Source organism: Candidatus Jordarchaeum sp. (genome assembly GCF_052745115.1).
On the sequence record NZ_JBRAKS010000044.1, the window covers coordinates 1 to 16641 of the forward strand.

The window sequence follows — 16641 nt, forward strand, 5'->3', positions numbered from 1 at the left end:
GGCTACAAATTCAACATATCAATAGATAAATACTTTGCTGAATGACTACGGGAAGGAAACCGGCGTTGATCATGGTTTCTAGGGCTTTGTTGAGGGAGATTCCTCCTAGAAGGTTGGTGGTTGTGGTTGTGGGTTTCCTTCTGTGGGTGATTATCAGGGTGATCAGGAGAAAGATTATTATGCCTTGGAGGAGAAGTATTTCCATCATATTTTTCACCAAGGGGGTAAGAATACCCTTCTCTCCACTATAAGGGTATCCCTACCCCCAAAAACTCATTTTCAAATACTGAAATTCACGATAAATTTAAATAAAGCTTTAAGTACAAAATTCTTGACCCTACAGTAGCGGGAAGAGTAACGCTCGTTAGCGGGATAGATGAACTCTCTTATTGAGGGTCCAAGTCCAAGGTAGATTATCTCTTCTTGGAGAAGAGAAAGCCCACCCAGGAGATCCCGCGGTCCTCAAGGTAACTAACCTAAAGGGCGGAAGGCTCATAACCCCGAGAGGGTCATTACCCCGGGAAATCGGTTGTTCAAATCAACCTCCCGCTACCATCTTTATTTTCTATTTTTCTAGTTCTATGTTTAAGGGAAAATTAGTGCAACTAATTTTTTCTCATAATTCTTTCTTTAACTGAAAAATTAGGGGTTGTTTGTTACCATGTTTTTACTCCTATGAATCGCCAGAGGGGGCACATCCATTTTAGGTATACATGTTTTGCGTAAAAGTCGATTAGCCCGGGAAATCTTTTTGACATTTTTTGTTTAATTTTTCTTGCGGAGTCTTCTGGGTTTGGCTCGTGTAAACTTTTTAGTTTGAGGCTTAGTTCTATGGAGTAGAGGTCTATTCCTTCGTTTTTGAATATGCGGATCATTTTTGGGAATAATGGTTGAAAGGGTACGTAGGTTTTGGTGGCTCTTCCTGTTGCTCTTACATATATATCTGCTAGTTTTCGGGGTAGAAGTGATTCAAAAGGCAAGGCATAGTGTCCGTCTCTTGCCACTATTATTGGAGCTATTCTGTTGGGGCATGTTACATACACCAGTCCTCTGGGTTTGAGTATTCTACTAATTTCTTTAATACATTTTTTTGCGTCTTCTAAATGTTCGATAACATCATTGCAGGATACTAGGTCAAAGGTTTCGTTTTCGAAGGGTAGGTCCATTCCGCTTCCCCGCAATATGTTTACTTCTTGTTTTTCGTCTTGTGCCCATGATCGGGCTATTAGTGGGTACATTTTTTCTACATCTATTCCCACTATTTGTGCTCCTCCTTTAGAGAATGCTATTGATATTCCTCCTGAGCCACATCCCAAGTCCAAAACTCTCTTGCCCCCGACTTTTGTGAAATAGTTAAATAGATCTACTATTTCCTGTCCTCTTTCGATGCCTTTGAACGTGTATTCTGTATAAGGGGCGTATAGTAGGTGTGTTGGGGGGAGGAACGGGCCTACAAATTCGTCCCATAGTTCCCTAGTGCTTTTTTTCCGAGACATTTTTTCCTCGCCTGAAATTGGATTTTACTTTACGTTAATATGGCTAACTTTAAAGTTTTCCTTATCTACTTTTAATAAAAAATAGTTCATGACGAAATTTGTGAACTAATGAATCAATTGCAGATCCTACGATTGTTCCTGGATTATTTTATAACTGCCATTCCCGGTGTTTTAATGATTTTTCTTTCCGATAAATATCCAGAATGGGCTTATCCACTTTAGATATAAGTGTTTACTGTAAAAATTTACTAGTCCGGGAATTTTTTCGTATAATGAAGCTTTTTTAAATTCGTTGATTTTATTTTCGAGTTCGAATGAATAGAGTTTTATTCCCATTTTTTTAAACATTTTTATTAGTTTTGAGTAGGTTGGTAGAAATATTACCTCGGTTTTTTCGCCTCTATTTGTGGCTCTTACGTATATGTCTGCTAGTTTTCTTGGTAGTAATACTATTAGTGGTAAAAAGTAGTGATTGTCTTCCCATATGAGTCTAGGGGACATCTTGTTTGGACAGGTTATGTAAAGAAAGCCGTCTTTTTTTAGTATGCGAGATATTTCTCTTACAAGATTTATTGGTCTTTCTACGTGTTCTATAACATCGCTGCAAAGTATCACGTCAAAGGTTTCATCTTTATAAGGCATCTCTTCCCCGCTTGCGAGCATTTGGTTCAGTTTTACTCCTTCTTCTCTAGCCCAGGCAGAAGAAACTATTGTGTACCTTGTTTCGGTGTCAAAATTAACTGTTTCTAAGTTATTTTTAACAAATGCGATAGATAGCCCTCCGGAGCCTGAACCTATATCTAAGACCCGCTTTCCTTTTAATTTTTTGAATCTTTTGAGTGTGTCAATTAGCCACTGTCCTCTTTCGATTCCCGTAAAAGTGTATTTTAGGTACAACTCGTAGAGCTTATAGGAGCCGGGAAATACTGGTGTAATAAGTTCTTTCCAGAGTTCTTGAGCTGTCTTTTTTTTAGCCATAATAACTCCTCGTCTAAAAGTATTTCGAATTATGGCTAAGAATATAATAAATCTTTGGTGTATTTTTAAAAAAAAGTTTTGGTACCTGGTTTAACATCTCTAGATTCTATGATTATTTTTCATAGTTTTTGTTGTAGTCTTAACCATATAGACTTTGGTTCTGGTAATTTTCAGGATAGTTGATTTTATTCATAGTTTGTTGGGAGAGTGCCAATTCCTTTTCTAAGGCTCTTTCAAAGGATCCAAATTCTTTTTTAATCTGTTCTTCTACGGGTAAGCAAAGTTTTATAGCTTGTTCCATATGGGTTCTCTCTATGAGTGGACTTTCTCCTTCTAGAGTAAGATCTCCCGCCATTCTGATTACTCCTCCAAGGTCTCTAAGTCTAAGAGTCAAAGCATCGTTTTTACCGTCAATTATCTGTGCTCGTCTTTTAGCCTCCTTTATAAGTTCTTGAACCGCTTCTCTGGTTACGTGGGGAATTCGCCCGTCTGCAACAACCTCCTGAGCTACGAACTGGGCAATCCTGGCTCTATTTTCTGGAGTGTCTGGCATAGTGGAGTTCAACAATACTTCATATCCGTTGCCTTGTATGCGTGACCTGAGAGGCGGAAGTATTAACCTTAAATCCATAATGTTGCAAGCACCAACAAAAATAAAATCACAGGGAACAGAATCAACTCTAACACTCGAGCCGCTACTCTGAGGGTTTCGACCACTAATACCGAATTTTTTATCCTGCATAGCTGTTAGAAGAAATGTTTGCAAATATCCTAGCTGAGGTAACTCATCTATGTACAAGACCCCTTCATGAGCTTCATGAATTTCTCCCGGCACTACTCTAGTATATGGTGGTGTTCCAAGGTCAGGGTGATTGCCATAAGGATCATGCTTTACATCACCTAAAAGTTCCGTTTCACTCGCACCAGTTGCTTGTAGAAATGTTTTCCTCTTTAGCGGAACCAGAACTTTACTAGGTCTACTCTTTTCTAACTCCCTAAGCTCCTCGAGAGCGCTTTGATTCAAGACACGCACAGAAGCTTTCAACGGGTCGGTGTCTATCTGCTCATAAACAGTAACTTCCTGTTTGCCATTCACTTTTCTAATATACGGCACAATTCTGTTTACCTTGCCTCGTCTTTTGGAAGAATTAAACATTTCAGTTTCAAACAGATCCCGAAAAGGGGAAGTAGCTTTCCAATCATCATATCCTACCTTTTCTTCACCGCATATTTCGCATCTTATTTTTAGGCTAGAGCTTAGTGTGCCGCATTTCTTGCATTTAAATCCAAGCTTTACAGCCACTTCTGGAGGAATCTTATCCGCCTGCAAGATTTCTCCAATGTCCTTTCCTCTATCAGCTTCTCCACCTATCCAAGTTTCTACAAAGGGTCTCTCTGGGTTCTTAGGATTATCAACTATCCATATCTCTTCTTTTGGTTCGGGAAGCAAGAAAGCCATTGCTTGTGCGATCATAGATTTTCCAACACCTGGATATCCAACCAATAGAAGGTGTCTTCTTTGCTTAACTGCTAGTTTAGCCATCTTTACAGCATGTTCCTGTCCTATAACTCTGTCAAGAGGATTCTGAGGTATTAAGATGTCCTCTGTGGTTTCAAGTTCTTCAACGAAGAATCCTAAAACCGGATTTAGTAAAGCACGATTATTTGTCAATCCATGGCACCTCAGCTAGGTACCAAAAAATTAGTTTTAAAATAGATAAAACCAAGTGTTCTCCTTGTGATATAGAGAGTTAATTAACTTTTATTCTGCTCAAATCGATACTTGAGACACTTTATAGTGCATCACTTTGAAGACAAAGAGTGAGTTCTTGGTGATTAAAAGGCAAAACCTCATAGAGCTATTTCATCTCGGATTTAGTTCGGAAAAAAACTGCGAATTTATAGAATTACCGAGGGATAAGCAGTGAGGAAGGATGGATAATTATCAAATGAAGAAGAGAGTAGTTCTACAATTTTATTGGGGAGCTTGCTTTCTTAACCTCAATAAGTATAGAGCCCGTAGCACAGGCTTTCAAAAAAGCATAGCACGCGTTAAGCGAATTGAACTAACTGGTTATAAACAGAATCATAGATTTTTTTGAAATATTCCATACCAAAATTTCTCGTAGGATACTGTGCTGTCGGATCTCTCTTCGATTTTGCCACGCGGTTTGAAACCGGCAGAGATATGAAGATTTAGAAAGGTCTGCTTTTTCGCGACTGGATATATGCTACTGGGCATCATGTGGTCCTCCCAGTATCCGAAGCTGGTTGAATATAAGGTTCCGTGGGGTTTCAATATTCTATAAATTTCTTTTAATGACTCAAGCTTGTACTCGTCTGGGATTTGGTGCAGAGTCCAGTACAAATCAACCACATCTACAATTTCGGAGCACATAGGCAAGTAGGGCAGTACAGCATTTATCAGGATGACATTTAGTCTTTTCTTTTTCGCTCTCTTTTTTGCGTATCCTAAAGAGTACTTATTCGGTTCGACCAAAATCGAAAGAAAGCCCTGTTCAGCAAGCCATAAAGCCTCGCGTCCGTGACCCCCACCAATGTCAGCAACGTAACCCGTTTTTTCGGGATCATTTTCCTGAGCAATCCTTTTCGCTACCTCACTCGGCTCCCATCCCACCCTCCTCAACTAAAACTCGGCCCCCTCTCGCTCTAAGTCACCGACATAACTTAGTTTCATGTCGCTCACCAATTTTAATTAAAATTAGGGTCTTTTTACAGCGCTTTATAGGATTTACCTTCTTTCAAGAAGCATCAAACATAACTTCAGCATCATTTAATATAATGATGGTGATACTTATGAGTTTTTTAGAACGCAACATTTAATAAATGGGCGAATTTCGCATCAAAAATATATGGAAAGCCAGTTCGTCCGTAGCAAAGTTATTATCAATTTCAGTCAAGGACTACCTGAGACACTTGGTAGTAGGTGACCTCTCCCTGTCTATTTACTACAGCCATGGTCAATCTCTTTCTCGTACTAACTGCTAACTGTGTGACTCTATCTAAATCTTCCAGGCCAATCGGGGCTCCTTCACTTACGGTGTAAATGAGACTTTTTGAGGTGTCGGTTCCAAGTTTTGCTCCCCTAGGATATAATCTAAAATCTATTTTCCCCCCATATCCGGCTCTTACAATATATCCGCGTGACCTTAAATCTCTATAAACCAGATACTTTAACCAAAGATCCGGATTTGATTTCATGAAAATCTTTGTGAGGGTTTGAAAATTTAAACTTTCGTTGTTTTCATTAAGAACTTCTAACCTGTTCCTTTCTACGAGGAGTAGAGTTTCTACTGGGGATAGTTTAAGTGTTCCGTCTTCTTGTGTATCTCCGTAAAACCCTTTTTCGTAAACTCTTTGTGCGTCTTCAGTATTGACTATCACTGTATCTTCTATGAGGCGAGCCGTTGCTTTTTCTTCAATCTCCTCCTCTTCTATTTCATTATCCTCGTCAAATTCATTTTTTTCGTCCATTAATTCCACCAGACTTTTATTATAAGAATTACTTCTAATTTTATGTTCACTGATATTTATTTGGTGTACTCATTATGACATATGACAAATTAGAGAACGAACTTTTAAAATTTCTGAACAAGCCTACAAAAATCGTATTGCTAGGTGTGGGAAGTGAATTTCACAGCGATGACTACTTTGGACTGGAAATATGTAGAAGATTAAGGAAAAAAGTCCCCAAAAAAGTAACTATTATCGAAGCGGGCGTATCTCCTGAAAATTTCACGGGCCAACTACGTAAAATAAACCCCTCTCATATAATCATATTCGACGCTGCTGATATGAATTTAGAGCCGGGGTCGATCAAATTAATCAATTCATCTGAAATTAGGGGGCTATCTATTTCCACCCACCATTTGCCCCTAAATTTATTTATAGACTATCTTGAAAAAACTATGAATACTTCCATTATATTTATTGGCATCCAGCCCAGATCCATAGAGTATGGTGAATCACTTTCTCCAGAAGTTAAAAATACGGTTCTAAACCTATCCAAAGTTTTGGAGAAGCTTTTATCCAAAGTTTTCGAAAATTGATGGATAAAGATAATTCTAAATATCTCATCTTTATCAGATATTAACTAGAATAAAAAATCATTAATGATGGAGGAATATCTCTTGGAAGGTTTTCGCGCCTTTATCGCAATTGATATTGAGGATAATAACCTACTTCAAAAAATTTTGGATATTCAGAGAGAAATTTCACAAACAGGTGCAAAACTTAAACTCGTAGAACCGGAAAATCTTCACTTTACACTCAAATTTCTGGGAAATATTAGCTCCACAATGGTCGATGAAATCTATGAATCCATGAAGCAAATTGCATTCAATCCTTTCGAATTAGAACTCTATGGAGTAGGCTGTTTTCCAAGTTTAAGCAGAATAAATAATATTTGGATTGGAACCCGAAAAGGTGGAGAGGAAGTTTCCCGTATCTATAATGATTTAGAAGCGCAAATTAAAAAACTCAAATTTAAACCAGAGCAAAGAAAATATACCCCTCACGCCACTATTGCGAGAGTAAAAAATGCCCATAATAAAGACAGATTAGCTAAAATAATTTCCAAATATTCCTCTTTAGAAATCGGTTTCATGAAGGTAGACTCTGTCCGATTAAAAAGTAGCAGGTTAACCCCGAAGGGACCAGTATATAATATTTTAAGAAGTATACCTTAAAATTTTAAGATCATTTTGGGTTATAATAATTATTGCTTTTTGAGGATTGGGCTTTGGATCTTGAAGTTGTGTGCGAAAAGGTTTCTCAGAAGATTACTCCATCTGAAGAACGTAAAAGGCAAGTCCAAAACTTATCTGAGGAACTAATTAAGAAGATCGAGACGGAAGCGGTAAATCTAAATATCGCCGTTAAACCCTTGCTTGTAGGTTCCATTGCAAAAGACACTTGGATTGTTTCAAATCCTGACATAGATCTCTTCATGATCTTTCCCAAAACTTATACTAAAAAGGAAATCGGGGAACTAGGATTAAGGATTGCGCGAAAAGTAACTGGAGGAAAAGGAGAAGAGCAGTACGCAGAACATCCATATTTACGAGCTGAAATAGAAGGATTTCAAATAGATTTTGTTCCCAGTTATGAAATCAGCAATGCAGGCGAAATCATCTCATCAGTTGATCGAACACCACTTCACACATCATACATTAAAAAGAATCTTAATGAATCTTTAAAGAGAGAAATAAGGCTATTGAAACAGTTTCTAATGGGTATAAATGTTTATGGTGCAGAGATTAGAATTGGAGGATTTTCGGGTTACTTATGTGAGCTTTTGCTGATTTATTACTCTTCTTTTCAAAATCTTCTTGAGGCTTGTATCAAATGGAAATCACAACATATTATCGACATGGAACACCATTACTCCGGGATAAAAGAGATTAAAAAAATATTTTTGGAGCCTCTTGTGGTTATTGATCCAGTTGATTCTAAAAGAAATGTTTCAGCGGCGTTATCACAACAAAAAATCGGGGAATTTAAAGCAGCAGCAAAGGCATTTCTTACCGAACCGAGCGAGACATTTTTCTTTCCAAAAGAAATTACTCCTTTTGAACTTAAGAACCTAGAAAATCTTATTCAGAAAAAGGAAACCGATACGTTATTTCTCGTATTTGATACTCCAAAAATTCCTCCTGACAATTTATGGGGGCAACTTTACAAATCTCTTGATGCAATTAAAAAAATGTTAGAATTAAACGACTTCAATATTATCAATAAAGCTGTCTGGTCTGAAAAAGAAAAATCAGTTTTTGTGTTTGAACTTGAAAATATAAAAATTTCAAAAATATACAAGCATTTAGGTCCTCCGGCCGGAGGTATGAGCCAAATCCCCTTTCTAAAAAAATATATCAAATCCGATAAGAGCTTATCTGGACCAAGAATAGAGAATGGAAGATGGATAGTTGAACTTCTACGTAAATACACTAGGGCCGATGAGCTGCTAGATTATAAATTGCGTAACAAATCAGACGGTCTGGGGCTTGGAAAATATGTTTCGAATAAAATCTCTGAACACTACGACCTTTTTTTAAACATGGAAATCTCCGAATTTTACAGTAAAAATAATGATTTTGCTAGATTCTTAACCAAATATTATTTGGGGAGGCCCAGCTGGTTGCTAAGCTGAAACCTCTTCAACTCTCTTAACCGCCAATGCACTCTTGGGGCAAGCCTCGACACATATTAGGCATACAAGGCATTTTTCCCCTATTATTGGACCCTTTTTGCCCAGCTTAATGTTACCGATTCCGCAGCTCTCTACACATATACCGCAGCTGTCGCACTCACCAACTAGCACTATTTTGCTCGGAACAACCTCTTCAAGTTCTTTTTCGACGGATCGGAGGCTCTGCACCTGAGGACCAAAAAGTCGTTTCACTAATGGGTGAGTCACTGGATTAGCGATTTTAGATGTCCATAGGCTGTTTAGACCACCCATAATTCTCCCAAATAAAGTCTGTTTTAATTTTAGAGGCTTTACTCTTTCTCCCCTTACTTCTATGTCCTCTATCTCTCCTAATCCTCTCTCGTAGGCAATTTTGAGCAGCTTCATACTCTTGGGCTTTATTCCTGCGGTTACCGCTGCCACACTATCTACGGCAACAATATCCTTTCCTGCTATAACAGTATCAAGTTTTATGGGCTTTCCTTCGGTGGGCCCGTAGTACGGCCCAGAGGGTCTTATTGATTCACACCCCACAGTACCGTCTATGAGTCCAAATACCACTTTATTTTTAATAGCTGAAAATAGGTCAATTATAGGGTCATATAAACCTAGTACGTGCATTTTGGTTCTCTGATCCTGTAATGTGAGGCCTTTCAGATTTTTAATGCATAATGTTAATCCTGTAAAGAAGTGTGCCTTAAAGACTGGTAGAGAAATTATTGCGTCAGCAGTCAAAGCGGTGCGAACCAATTTAACACTTCTTAATTTCACAGCGTCTGGAATCTGTATGGTTACGGTTTCATCCTTACTAAAATCAACGAATTGTCCTCCCGCCTTCTCCACCGCTTTTTTAACACCTGTAATTTTGTATGTTTCTTGAGGATCCCAACCAGCGATTGGTAGGTCTCCAACTATAGGTTTGCCCCCAATATCTTTTACTAATTTTACCATCGCAGAAATAACTTCGACACTGGTAACTATTCCACTACCTGAGGGTTTAGCACAGCTAAGATTAGGTTTTATAAGAACTGTTTCGCCAGAGTCTATATCAATGTCTCCAGCTAATTCTACAGCTTTTTTAACCCCAGCTTCAACGTTTCCATTAGTTTTAACTATTGATACGACAACCATCTTAAACTCACCTAATATGAGATTTTATAAATACACATTACTTATAAACTGATGTTAGCTTAAATTTATGCCCTCCAATATTGTATGCAGTCAAGAACTGAGATATACTTTTTAATTTTTCTTTCAGTTTTAACATTAAAATTCGTTTTATCTGAAATTTGAATATCATAATTCTAAAATTGTTGTATATTTGTTATGTTTAAACACTCTGTTTTTAATTGACCAAAAAGTAAGGCCAGAATTTTTTAATATAGTTTTACGAAAGAAAGTTTTATTTTGTTATTTACTCTTTCTATACTTGAAGTGTACAAGGCATTTTTAAAGAGAGATGTTGATACTTTGTTGTTTTATAGGAGGATAAACTAGTGGCCAATGAAGAGGAAGAGATAGAGTTTAAGCCACTAAGTGTGAGAGAGCTTCTAACCGAAATGAAGGATCTTTCTGAAATAATGATTGATTTGGCTTATTCTGCTATACTGTTTAATGATTCAGAGTTGATGGAAGAGGTTTTGGAGCTAGAGGAACGAATAGACTCCCTCAGTTATCTACTTCTTATGAACGCGGCACTCGCTGTAAGAGATAAAGATGACGCAGAACAGATGGTGAGTATTATGAAGGTTGCTTCCGCCACAGATAAAATCTCTGACGCAGCCGGAGATATTGCAACAACATTGCGTCGTGGGGCTGATCCTCGACTCGTGGTAAATGCCTTTGTTAAGGCAGAAGAACGTTTAACGCGTGTAAAGGTTTCTGAAAACTCGACAATCACCCAAAAAACTTTAGATGCTCTTGGTACAATTGATCACATAGGTGTGGACGTAATAGCAGTAAGACGCGGGCAAAAACTAATTATTAATCCTGACGAAAAGTTCAGTCTAAAACCCGGTGATGTGGTAATAGCCAGGGGCTCCGATATAGGCATTGAAAAATTTAAAAAACTTGCAGAGGGAAAATCGCGGAAAGTAGGAGAGTTAAAATGAAGTCAGATCAGTCGAAGAAACTGAGATCAATAGAGGACATGTTAGTTGAGATGAAAAACACATCAGAACTCATGGTGGATTTAGCCTACTCAGCCTTACTCTTTAACAGTAAAGAAATCGCAGAAGAGCTTTCCCATCTGGAAGAATTCTTTGATAAACTACATATTGATTTTGAGCTAGCAGTATTAAATGTTGACGACGAGTTAATTAACCCTCCCACAAAACTCGGATTAATCAGAATTGGAGTAGCATCCGAAAATATTGCTGACGCTGCAGCATTTATAGCGGACATAGTTCTTAGAGGTATTGAGCCACATCCCGTTCTAAAACTTGTTTTTGAACAAGCAGAAGAGACCATAACCCGTGTCTGCCTAGGTAAAAATTCTCCACTCATAGATAAAACAATCGGAGAAGCTGCGCTTGACGACGAGATAGGAATGCGAATAATTGCTGTTCGCAGAGCTAAAAAATGGTATTACAACCCCACAGATTCATTTAAACTAAAAGAAAAAGATACTCTAATAGTTCGAGGATTCTTACAAGGAAAAGAAGAGTTATCGCGATTAGCACGGGAGGATGTATGCGAAGCGGAATAATATCTAACAGAAGTCATAATTTCAATTATCAATTAGATAATCTATAGCTTAGAAGACATTACAATCTGAATCGGTTAGTGTATCTTCAAAGTTTACCAATTTATAGAATCTTTAATAATAAAGAATTAGTTTATGATTAGGAAAGAGAGAGGAGTAATTTTTTATTCTCTTTCCAATGCCAGTTGAAGTACCTAATACTACTCGCCGTTTATATAACTAGAATCGTGCAAGGTTTTTCTAGATTATTGATGAAGCTCTCATCAATAGTAATGGTTCAGAGTTTATTACTTTGAAGCCAAATTTTTGGTACCAGGGAATAAGCGAGTCGAAAGTTTTTACCTGTATATTTTTTTCTGAATGATCTTCAACTATTCTTTCAAGCATTGAACTTCCGATGCCTTCTCCTCTGTGATAGCGGTCAACATTAATAACTTTAATTTCCGCGCTATCACGATTCTGGTAAACGACTCCGTATCCGATAACTCCGATTCCATAGATGTCATAAACTAGGTATTCGTATTTCTGGTACTCGCCGGCTTGACTAATCTCGCACCGTATCTCCGGTGACACCGAAGTCACTGAAATTCCTCCTATGCATTAGATGAGATGAAGAAGGAGTAAGGATATTAAAATGTTTTCATCAATGCTAAATTCAGATAAAGCTTCACCTTTCCCTAAGGTTTATAATGCCCTAATTAGATACCTATCTAATTTTCTCTATAAAATATTGCCTGTCAGCAAATTCATATCAGTAAAACATAAATCTAGCACTTTCCTACTGTCTTAAACGGACAAAACAAGATAAAAATAAAAATCGTGAAATTTAAAAAATATAGGTAAGAGTTAATTCAAGCGTTAAGTCCAATATGCAAGATTAAAAAATTCGGATTCTAACCAAGAATACCAACAAACAAAAATAACGCTAATCAAACAACTCAAAAAGAATAAGTCTTACCATCTAAAAACAAAAACATAAAACGAAAGAGGTGTAAGTATGCCGAAATTCAAACAAACCGAAGAAATTCTAAAACTAATGAAAGACAAAGAACACATAAGAAACACGGGAATAATCGCACACATCGACCACGGAAAAACCACGCTTTCCGACTCACTGTTAGCAGAGGCGGGTCTACTATCACCGAGCATCGCAGGCGAAGCAAGAGCACTAGACTACCTGGAGGAAGAACAGAAAAGAGGCATAACAATAAAAGCCGCAAACATCTCACTCCTCCACGAAATCGAAGAAAAACCATACGTCATTAATCTTATTGACACGCCCGGACTACCTTTGTCCAATCGAATCTCCTCTATGCACTAGTTTGTTGTGATAAGGTGAGACGCTGGCTTCCTCATTCTGTTGCCTATCTTTACTGCGTGGAGGTGTTTAAATCTGATCGTACGCAGGGAGGGTGGGCGTGATGATTACGGATGATGGGTGAAAAAGGGAATAAATGCGTCTTCCTCAAGTTTATGACACGCTAGTGTTTTAGGGGGTATGGTTGAACACTGGTACGGAAACGTTGACTTTACTGGTAATGTTACGCGTGCTCTTCGTGCTATCGACGGGGCTCTTGTTGTGGTTGACGCCGTGGAAGAGGTGATGGTTCAGACCGAGACGGTGACCAGGCAGGCGCTACAGGAGAGGGTTAAGCCAGTACTTTTCATTAATAAGATTGATCGTCTAATACGTGAGCTGAAATTGGATGCCGCTGCGGTTCAAGATAAGCTTAACCGGATAATTAGAGACTTTAATGGACTTATTGATACGTATGGAGAAAAGGAGTTCAAGGAAGAGTGGAAGGTGAATCCCGCCGCGGGAGCGGTTGCCTTTGGATCAGCGCTTCATGGATGGGGCTTTACAATCCCTCAGATGCAGGAGAAAGGATTGAAATTCAGTGATGTTGTTGCTTACTATAATAATGAGCACTTTGAAGAGTTAAAGGAGATATTACCCGCTCACTCAGCGGTACTTGACATGTTTGTACGCCATTTACCGAATCCTCTAGAGGCGCAGCCCTATCGTATTCCAAAGATTTGGTTAGGTGATGCAGAGAGCGAAATCGGGAAAGCTATGAGAGAGTGCGATGAGGATGCACCAACAGTTATTTGTCTAAATAAAGTGGTTGTTGACCCCCATGCAGGAATAGTTTCAACTGGAAGAGTCTTCTCGGGAAGCATAAGTGAAGGAGATAATGTTTACCTTCTTACGGGCAAGAAAGGTTACCGTGTACAGCAAACAAGTATTTACATGGGCGCTAGACGCGAGATTGTAGACACCATTCCTGCAGGTAATATCGCAGCTATGCTTGGTCTAGACCTTGCAAGAGCAGGTGAAACAGTAGTCGCTGAAAACGTCAAAGGGCAAGTGGTTCCCTTTGAAAAAATCAAGTACGTTTCAGAGCCAGTAATAACTATCGCAGTTGAGCCTAAACATCCAAAAGACCTACCAAAACTTATAGACTTGATGCAAAAACTATCTATCCAAGACCCTAACTTGGTGGCCACAATTAATCAAGAAACCGGAGAGTACCTACTGTCAGGAATGGGTGAACTTCACCTTGAAATTTCAGTAAAGGACATACAAGCAATGCTTGAAGTAACCACCTCGCAACCTATAGTAGTATATCGCGAAACGGTAACTGGAATCGGAGGCCCAGTGCTGGGTAAAAGCCCAAACAAGCATAGTAGAGTCTGGATAACCGTAGAACCGCTAAACGAAGAAACAATAAAACTAATACTAGACGGTGAAATATCCGAGTATCAGGACGCTGCCTCTAGAACCAGAATTCTCAGGGAAAAGGGTGGTTGGGACGCCAAGGATGCAAGAAACGTCTGGGCCATAGACGAACACACAAACATTGTTGTGGACCAAACCAAGGGAGTTCAGTATCTCAGAGAAGTTAGAGACACCATGATTGCCGGAGCCAGATGGGCCACCGAAGCAGGACCCTTAGCAGAAGAACCGATAAGAGGAATAAAAATCAATGTAACCGACTGCCAGCTACACGAAGACCCCATACACAGAGGCCCAGCCCAAATAATGCCCATGACAAGAAGAGCCACCTGGGGAGCATTCCTGAGCGCTGAACCAACTCTTCTAGAACCAATCTACAAAATCCAGATCAACATTCCACCCGAGTACATAGGCACAGTTTCAGGTATTCTATCACAAAGGCGAGGGCACGTAATCGATGTACAACAGAAAGGACCACTAGCCTTCATAACCGGTGAAATCCCTGTAAGAGAAACCTTCGGATTAGCCAGCGACATGCGGTCAAAAACATCTGGAAGAGCCTTCTGGCAAACACAGTTCACAAGATGGGAAGCGCTACCGAAAAGCCTAGCCAAAGAAGTAATCAGCGATATCCGCAAGAGAAAAGGATTAAAACCAGAACCACCAGCAGCATCAGAATACATAGACACACTATAAACTTCCTATTTTTGCACAAACACTAAAAAAATTTTCATCTACAAGTAGAGTGCTTGTAAATTTTTTATTTAACCGAACACGTCCAAAAAATTGAAGTATTTGTTTGATTTTTAAGATTTTTAGGTTGAATAACTGCCTCATGCTCCTCCCACGTGGCTGTGCAGGCTTTGAGGAGCCGCCCCCGGTAGCCGCTGAGCCGAATAGGCAGATGGAGTAACCACTAGCCTGGTTTCTAATTAATCCTAGCTGTCCTGTACCCCACCCTTAAAAGGGCACTTGTACTGGTTGCAGGAATTCCAACCAGGCTTGCTGTCTAAACAGCGAGTGGATGTTGTGGGCAACGTACTTTAGTACTAGCCCCTTCCTCTGCATGTCTGGCCTTCGGTAGTTCAGCGTGCTTCCATCCCGGGCGGCTTTTTCCTATAGGGCTTTCTACCAGCTTGCGGCGTCTATACTTCTCCTTGCTGAATTTTTTTTGTCTTCGGCGGTGTTTTCCCTTATAGGGCTTCTCACCGTAAAGTTTGGGATAAACCCTGATGGTAATCCTCCTCTCCTGAGAGTACTGGTAATTGTACTCTACGTCGTATTCGGCGTCCATGTAGACGGGGGAACCAGGCGGCACATATTGCAGGAGGGGTCTTGCGTCCTTGGTGTTTTTCGAGGCGCAAACCGCCACGATGGTGTTGGTCACCAGTCGGGCGAGTACGTTGTACTTCACGGTTTGGTGGTGGAGTTCAACCCTCATGGCCACCATGGTTTCTTTGAGGGTGGTGCAGGTGTCATCTGTTGAATCTATACTGTACTCAAGCAAACACTTCTCTCCGAAGAGCTTTTTATGTTCCTCCGCCACCATCTGGTCTAGGAGTTCCAGCACCCTTTCCAGGTACTCTTTGGGGATTTTGGACATGGCCCAGTGAAGTTGGGAGGGACAGGGGCTACAGGCTTCTCCCTCCTCCCTTTTTGCTTCTTCTGTGCGGAGGTCGCAGCCCTGGTTTTTGAGCTCTGCGGCGAGCCTCTCAAAACTCATCCCTCTTGTCTCCTTTACTAGGATGGCGGCGGCCAGCTTCTTTGGATCGTAGAGTGGTTTGCGTCCCCTTCTTGAGGGCTTCCAGGGTTCTCCCAGCTTCTCCGTGACGATTGTAGCTACTTTGAGTTCATCCTTTAGGGTGTGGCTTCTAGCCTTTTTCTCCACAGCGTCCGAGAAGGGCGTCTTGGTTTTAGTTGTGAACCATGGTCTTTTCCTCTCTGGCAGGTACCTGCTGCGCTTGGCCCTTTCTTCCTCTTGGATTAGGCGCTCCAAGACCACGCTCTGGACGTCGGCACACACCTCCTCGGCTGTAGTTATTCCCGAAACTGTAGCCACAAGGGGGGTGCCTCCCAGACTGTAGAGGGTGTGTCTGGGCACGTCGAGGAGCTTCACGGCGTAGTGGTAGGGTACAGGCTTCCTACACATAACCGTTTTAATCATAGCAAAAAGAATTATTACCTAAAAAACCAAAAGAATTTTTGGACGTGCTCTATTTAACCAAAAAAAATTTATTAAACTAAGCTCAAAACAACAATGAGCAGCTGTAGTCCAGAAGTAGAAGGTAGAAATAACTACTGGGCACTCTGGTCTAGGACATTGGCCTCCCAAGCCAGTAACCCGGGTTCGAAAAAAATTGGGACTCCCCCTTTTTTGAGATTCCCGGCAGCTGCAGTTCTTTTTAATAACTTGGATTTTTCATAATTTTTTATTTTTAAGATTGAATAGGGGTATTATCTCTTTTTTGGTAGTGTCCCTTTTACATGTGTATTTATTAGGGGGTTTGATTTATTTTAT

General features: G+C 39.8%; 16 protein-coding genes and 1 tRNA gene. 8 read left to right on the forward strand and 9 right to left on the reverse strand.

Annotated elements, in window-relative coordinates; all coding sequences use genetic code 11:
- Window positions 1-10: 10 nt before the first annotated feature.
- The 6 genes from ACUVXA_RS04950 to endA all read right to left on the reverse strand — a co-directional run bounded on the left by ACUVXA_RS04950 (window position 11) and on the right by endA (window position 5969).
- Window positions 11-208 carry a hypothetical protein gene (locus ACUVXA_RS04950; RefSeq protein ID WP_445870134.1) on the reverse strand — a complete coding sequence of 66 codons (198 nt, stop codon included), beginning with the start codon at window positions 206-208 and terminating at the stop codon, window positions 11-13.
- A gap of 448 nt (window positions 209-656) precedes the next feature.
- On the reverse strand, window positions 657-1496 hold the full coding sequence (locus ACUVXA_RS04955; RefSeq protein WP_445870135.1) for a methyltransferase domain-containing protein: 840 nt from the start codon (window positions 1494-1496) through the stop codon (window positions 657-659).
- A gap of 171 nt (window positions 1497-1667) precedes the next feature.
- Window positions 1668-2474, reverse strand: a complete 807-nt coding sequence (locus tag ACUVXA_RS04960) for a class I SAM-dependent methyltransferase (RefSeq protein ID WP_445870136.1) — start codon at window positions 2472-2474, stop codon at window positions 1668-1670.
- A 139-nt stretch (window positions 2475-2613) separates the two neighbouring features.
- The gene (locus tag ACUVXA_RS04965) at window positions 2614-4146 is read right to left on the reverse strand and encodes an ATP-binding protein (RefSeq protein ID WP_445870137.1); all 1533 of its coding nucleotides are present in this window, start codon (window positions 4144-4146) and stop codon (window positions 2614-2616) included.
- Window positions 4147-4560: 414 nt separating this feature from the next.
- Window positions 4561-5112, reverse strand: coding sequence for a class I SAM-dependent methyltransferase (locus ACUVXA_RS04970; RefSeq protein ID WP_445870149.1), 552 nt, complete (start codon window positions 5110-5112; stop codon window positions 4561-4563).
- A 275-nt stretch (window positions 5113-5387) separates the two neighbouring features.
- Entirely contained in the window at window positions 5388-5969 is a 582-nt protein-coding gene (gene endA / locus ACUVXA_RS04975; protein WP_445870138.1) for a tRNA-intron lyase, read from the reverse strand.
- A 74-nt stretch (window positions 5970-6043) separates the two neighbouring features.
- Here endA and hycI point away from each other — a divergent pair, with 74 nt between their 5' ends.
- From hycI to cca, 3 genes are all read left to right on the forward strand, one after another.
- Window positions 6044-6544: a hydrogenase maturation peptidase HycI gene (gene hycI / locus ACUVXA_RS04980; protein ID WP_445870139.1), complete on the forward strand. Its 501-nt coding sequence runs from the start codon at window positions 6044-6046 to the stop codon at window positions 6542-6544.
- Window positions 6545-6625: 81 nt separating this feature from the next.
- Window positions 6626-7183, forward strand: coding sequence for an RNA 2',3'-cyclic phosphodiesterase (gene thpR, locus ACUVXA_RS04985; RefSeq protein ID WP_445870140.1), 558 nt, complete (start codon window positions 6626-6628; stop codon window positions 7181-7183).
- A gap of 53 nt (window positions 7184-7236) precedes the next feature.
- Window positions 7237-8643, forward strand: coding sequence for a CCA tRNA nucleotidyltransferase (cca, locus tag ACUVXA_RS04990; RefSeq protein WP_445870141.1), 1407 nt, complete (start codon window positions 7237-7239; stop codon window positions 8641-8643).
- On the opposite strand, the gene ACUVXA_RS04995 is transcribed toward cca, so the two are convergent.
- A complete protein-coding gene (locus ACUVXA_RS04995; protein ID WP_445870142.1) occupies window positions 8635-9813 on the reverse strand; it encodes a DUF362 domain-containing protein in 1179 nt (392 codons plus the stop codon). The genes cca and ACUVXA_RS04995 overlap by 9 nt on opposite strands.
- A gap of 365 nt (window positions 9814-10178) precedes the next feature.
- Between ACUVXA_RS04995 and ACUVXA_RS05000 the strand changes: the two genes are divergently transcribed.
- Together ACUVXA_RS05000 and ACUVXA_RS05005 are read left to right on the forward strand one after the other, a co-directional pair.
- A complete protein-coding gene (locus ACUVXA_RS05000; protein WP_445870143.1) occupies window positions 10179-10793 on the forward strand; it encodes a potassium channel family protein in 615 nt (204 codons plus the stop codon).
- Entirely contained in the window at window positions 10790-11389 is a 600-nt protein-coding gene (locus tag ACUVXA_RS05005; protein ID WP_445870144.1) for a potassium channel family protein, read from the forward strand. The genes ACUVXA_RS05000 and ACUVXA_RS05005 overlap by 4 nt, the downstream gene beginning before the upstream one ends.
- Window positions 11390-11626: 237 nt before the next feature.
- On the opposite strand, the gene ACUVXA_RS05010 is transcribed toward ACUVXA_RS05005, so the two are convergent.
- Window positions 11627-11968 (reverse strand): GNAT family N-acetyltransferase, encoded by a 342-nt coding sequence (locus ACUVXA_RS05010; RefSeq protein WP_445870145.1) that lies wholly within the window; start codon window positions 11966-11968, stop codon window positions 11627-11629.
- A 415-nt stretch (window positions 11969-12383) separates the two neighbouring features.
- On the opposite strand from ACUVXA_RS05010, the gene ACUVXA_RS05015 reads away from it, so the two are divergent.
- Window positions 12384-12707 (forward strand): GTP-binding protein, encoded by a 324-nt coding sequence (locus ACUVXA_RS05015; protein ID WP_445870146.1) that lies wholly within the window; start codon window positions 12384-12386, stop codon window positions 12705-12707.
- 177 nt (window positions 12708-12884) lie between these two features.
- Window positions 12885-14819: an elongation factor EF-2 gene (locus ACUVXA_RS05020; protein WP_445870147.1), complete on the forward strand. Its 1935-nt coding sequence runs from the start codon at window positions 12885-12887 to the stop codon at window positions 14817-14819.
- 313 nt (window positions 14820-15132) lie between these two features.
- Here the strand turns inward: ACUVXA_RS05020 and ACUVXA_RS05025 are convergent, their stop codons facing one another.
- Window positions 15133-15846: a hypothetical protein gene (locus tag ACUVXA_RS05025; protein WP_445870148.1), complete on the reverse strand. Its 714-nt coding sequence runs from the start codon at window positions 15844-15846 to the stop codon at window positions 15133-15135.
- 538 nt (window positions 15847-16384) lie between these two features.
- On the opposite strand from ACUVXA_RS05025, the gene ACUVXA_RS05030 reads away from it, so the two are divergent.
- Window positions 16385-16518, forward strand: a tRNA-Gly gene (locus tag ACUVXA_RS05030).
- Window positions 16519-16641: the final 123 nt, after the last annotated feature.

Excerpts from the sequence above, each read along its gene's own strand:
- ACUVXA_RS04950 (WP_445870134.1), bottom strand. The coding sequence starts at position 208 with ATGATGGAAATACTTCTCCTCCAAGGCATAATAATCTTTCTCCTGATC.
- ACUVXA_RS04955 (WP_445870135.1), bottom strand. The coding sequence starts at position 1,496 with ATGTCTCGGAAAAAAAGCACTAGGGAACTATGGGACGAATTTGTAGGC.
- ACUVXA_RS04960 (WP_445870136.1), bottom strand. The coding sequence starts at position 2,474 with ATGGCTAAAAAAAAGACAGCTCAAGAACTCTGGAAAGAACTTATTACA.
- endA (WP_445870138.1), bottom strand. The coding sequence starts at position 5,969 with ATGGACGAAAAAAATGAATTTGACGAGGATAATGAAATAGAAGAGGAG.
- hycI (WP_445870139.1), top strand. The coding sequence starts at position 6,044 with ATGACATATGACAAATTAGAGAACGAACTTTTAAAATTTCTGAACAAG.
- ACUVXA_RS04995 (WP_445870142.1), bottom strand. The coding sequence starts at position 9,813 with ATGGTTGTCGTATCAATAGTTAAAACTAATGGAAACGTTGAAGCTGGG.
- ACUVXA_RS05005 (WP_445870144.1), top strand. The coding sequence starts at position 10,790 with ATGAAGTCAGATCAGTCGAAGAAACTGAGATCAATAGAGGACATGTTA.
- ACUVXA_RS05015 (WP_445870146.1), top strand. The coding sequence starts at position 12,384 with ATGCCGAAATTCAAACAAACCGAAGAAATTCTAAAACTAATGAAAGAC.
- ACUVXA_RS05020 (WP_445870147.1), top strand. The coding sequence starts at position 12,885 with ATGGTTGAACACTGGTACGGAAACGTTGACTTTACTGGTAATGTTACG.
- ACUVXA_RS05025 (WP_445870148.1), bottom strand. The coding sequence starts at position 15,846 with ATGAGTTTTGAGAGGCTCGCCGCAGAGCTCAAAAACCAGGGCTGCGAC.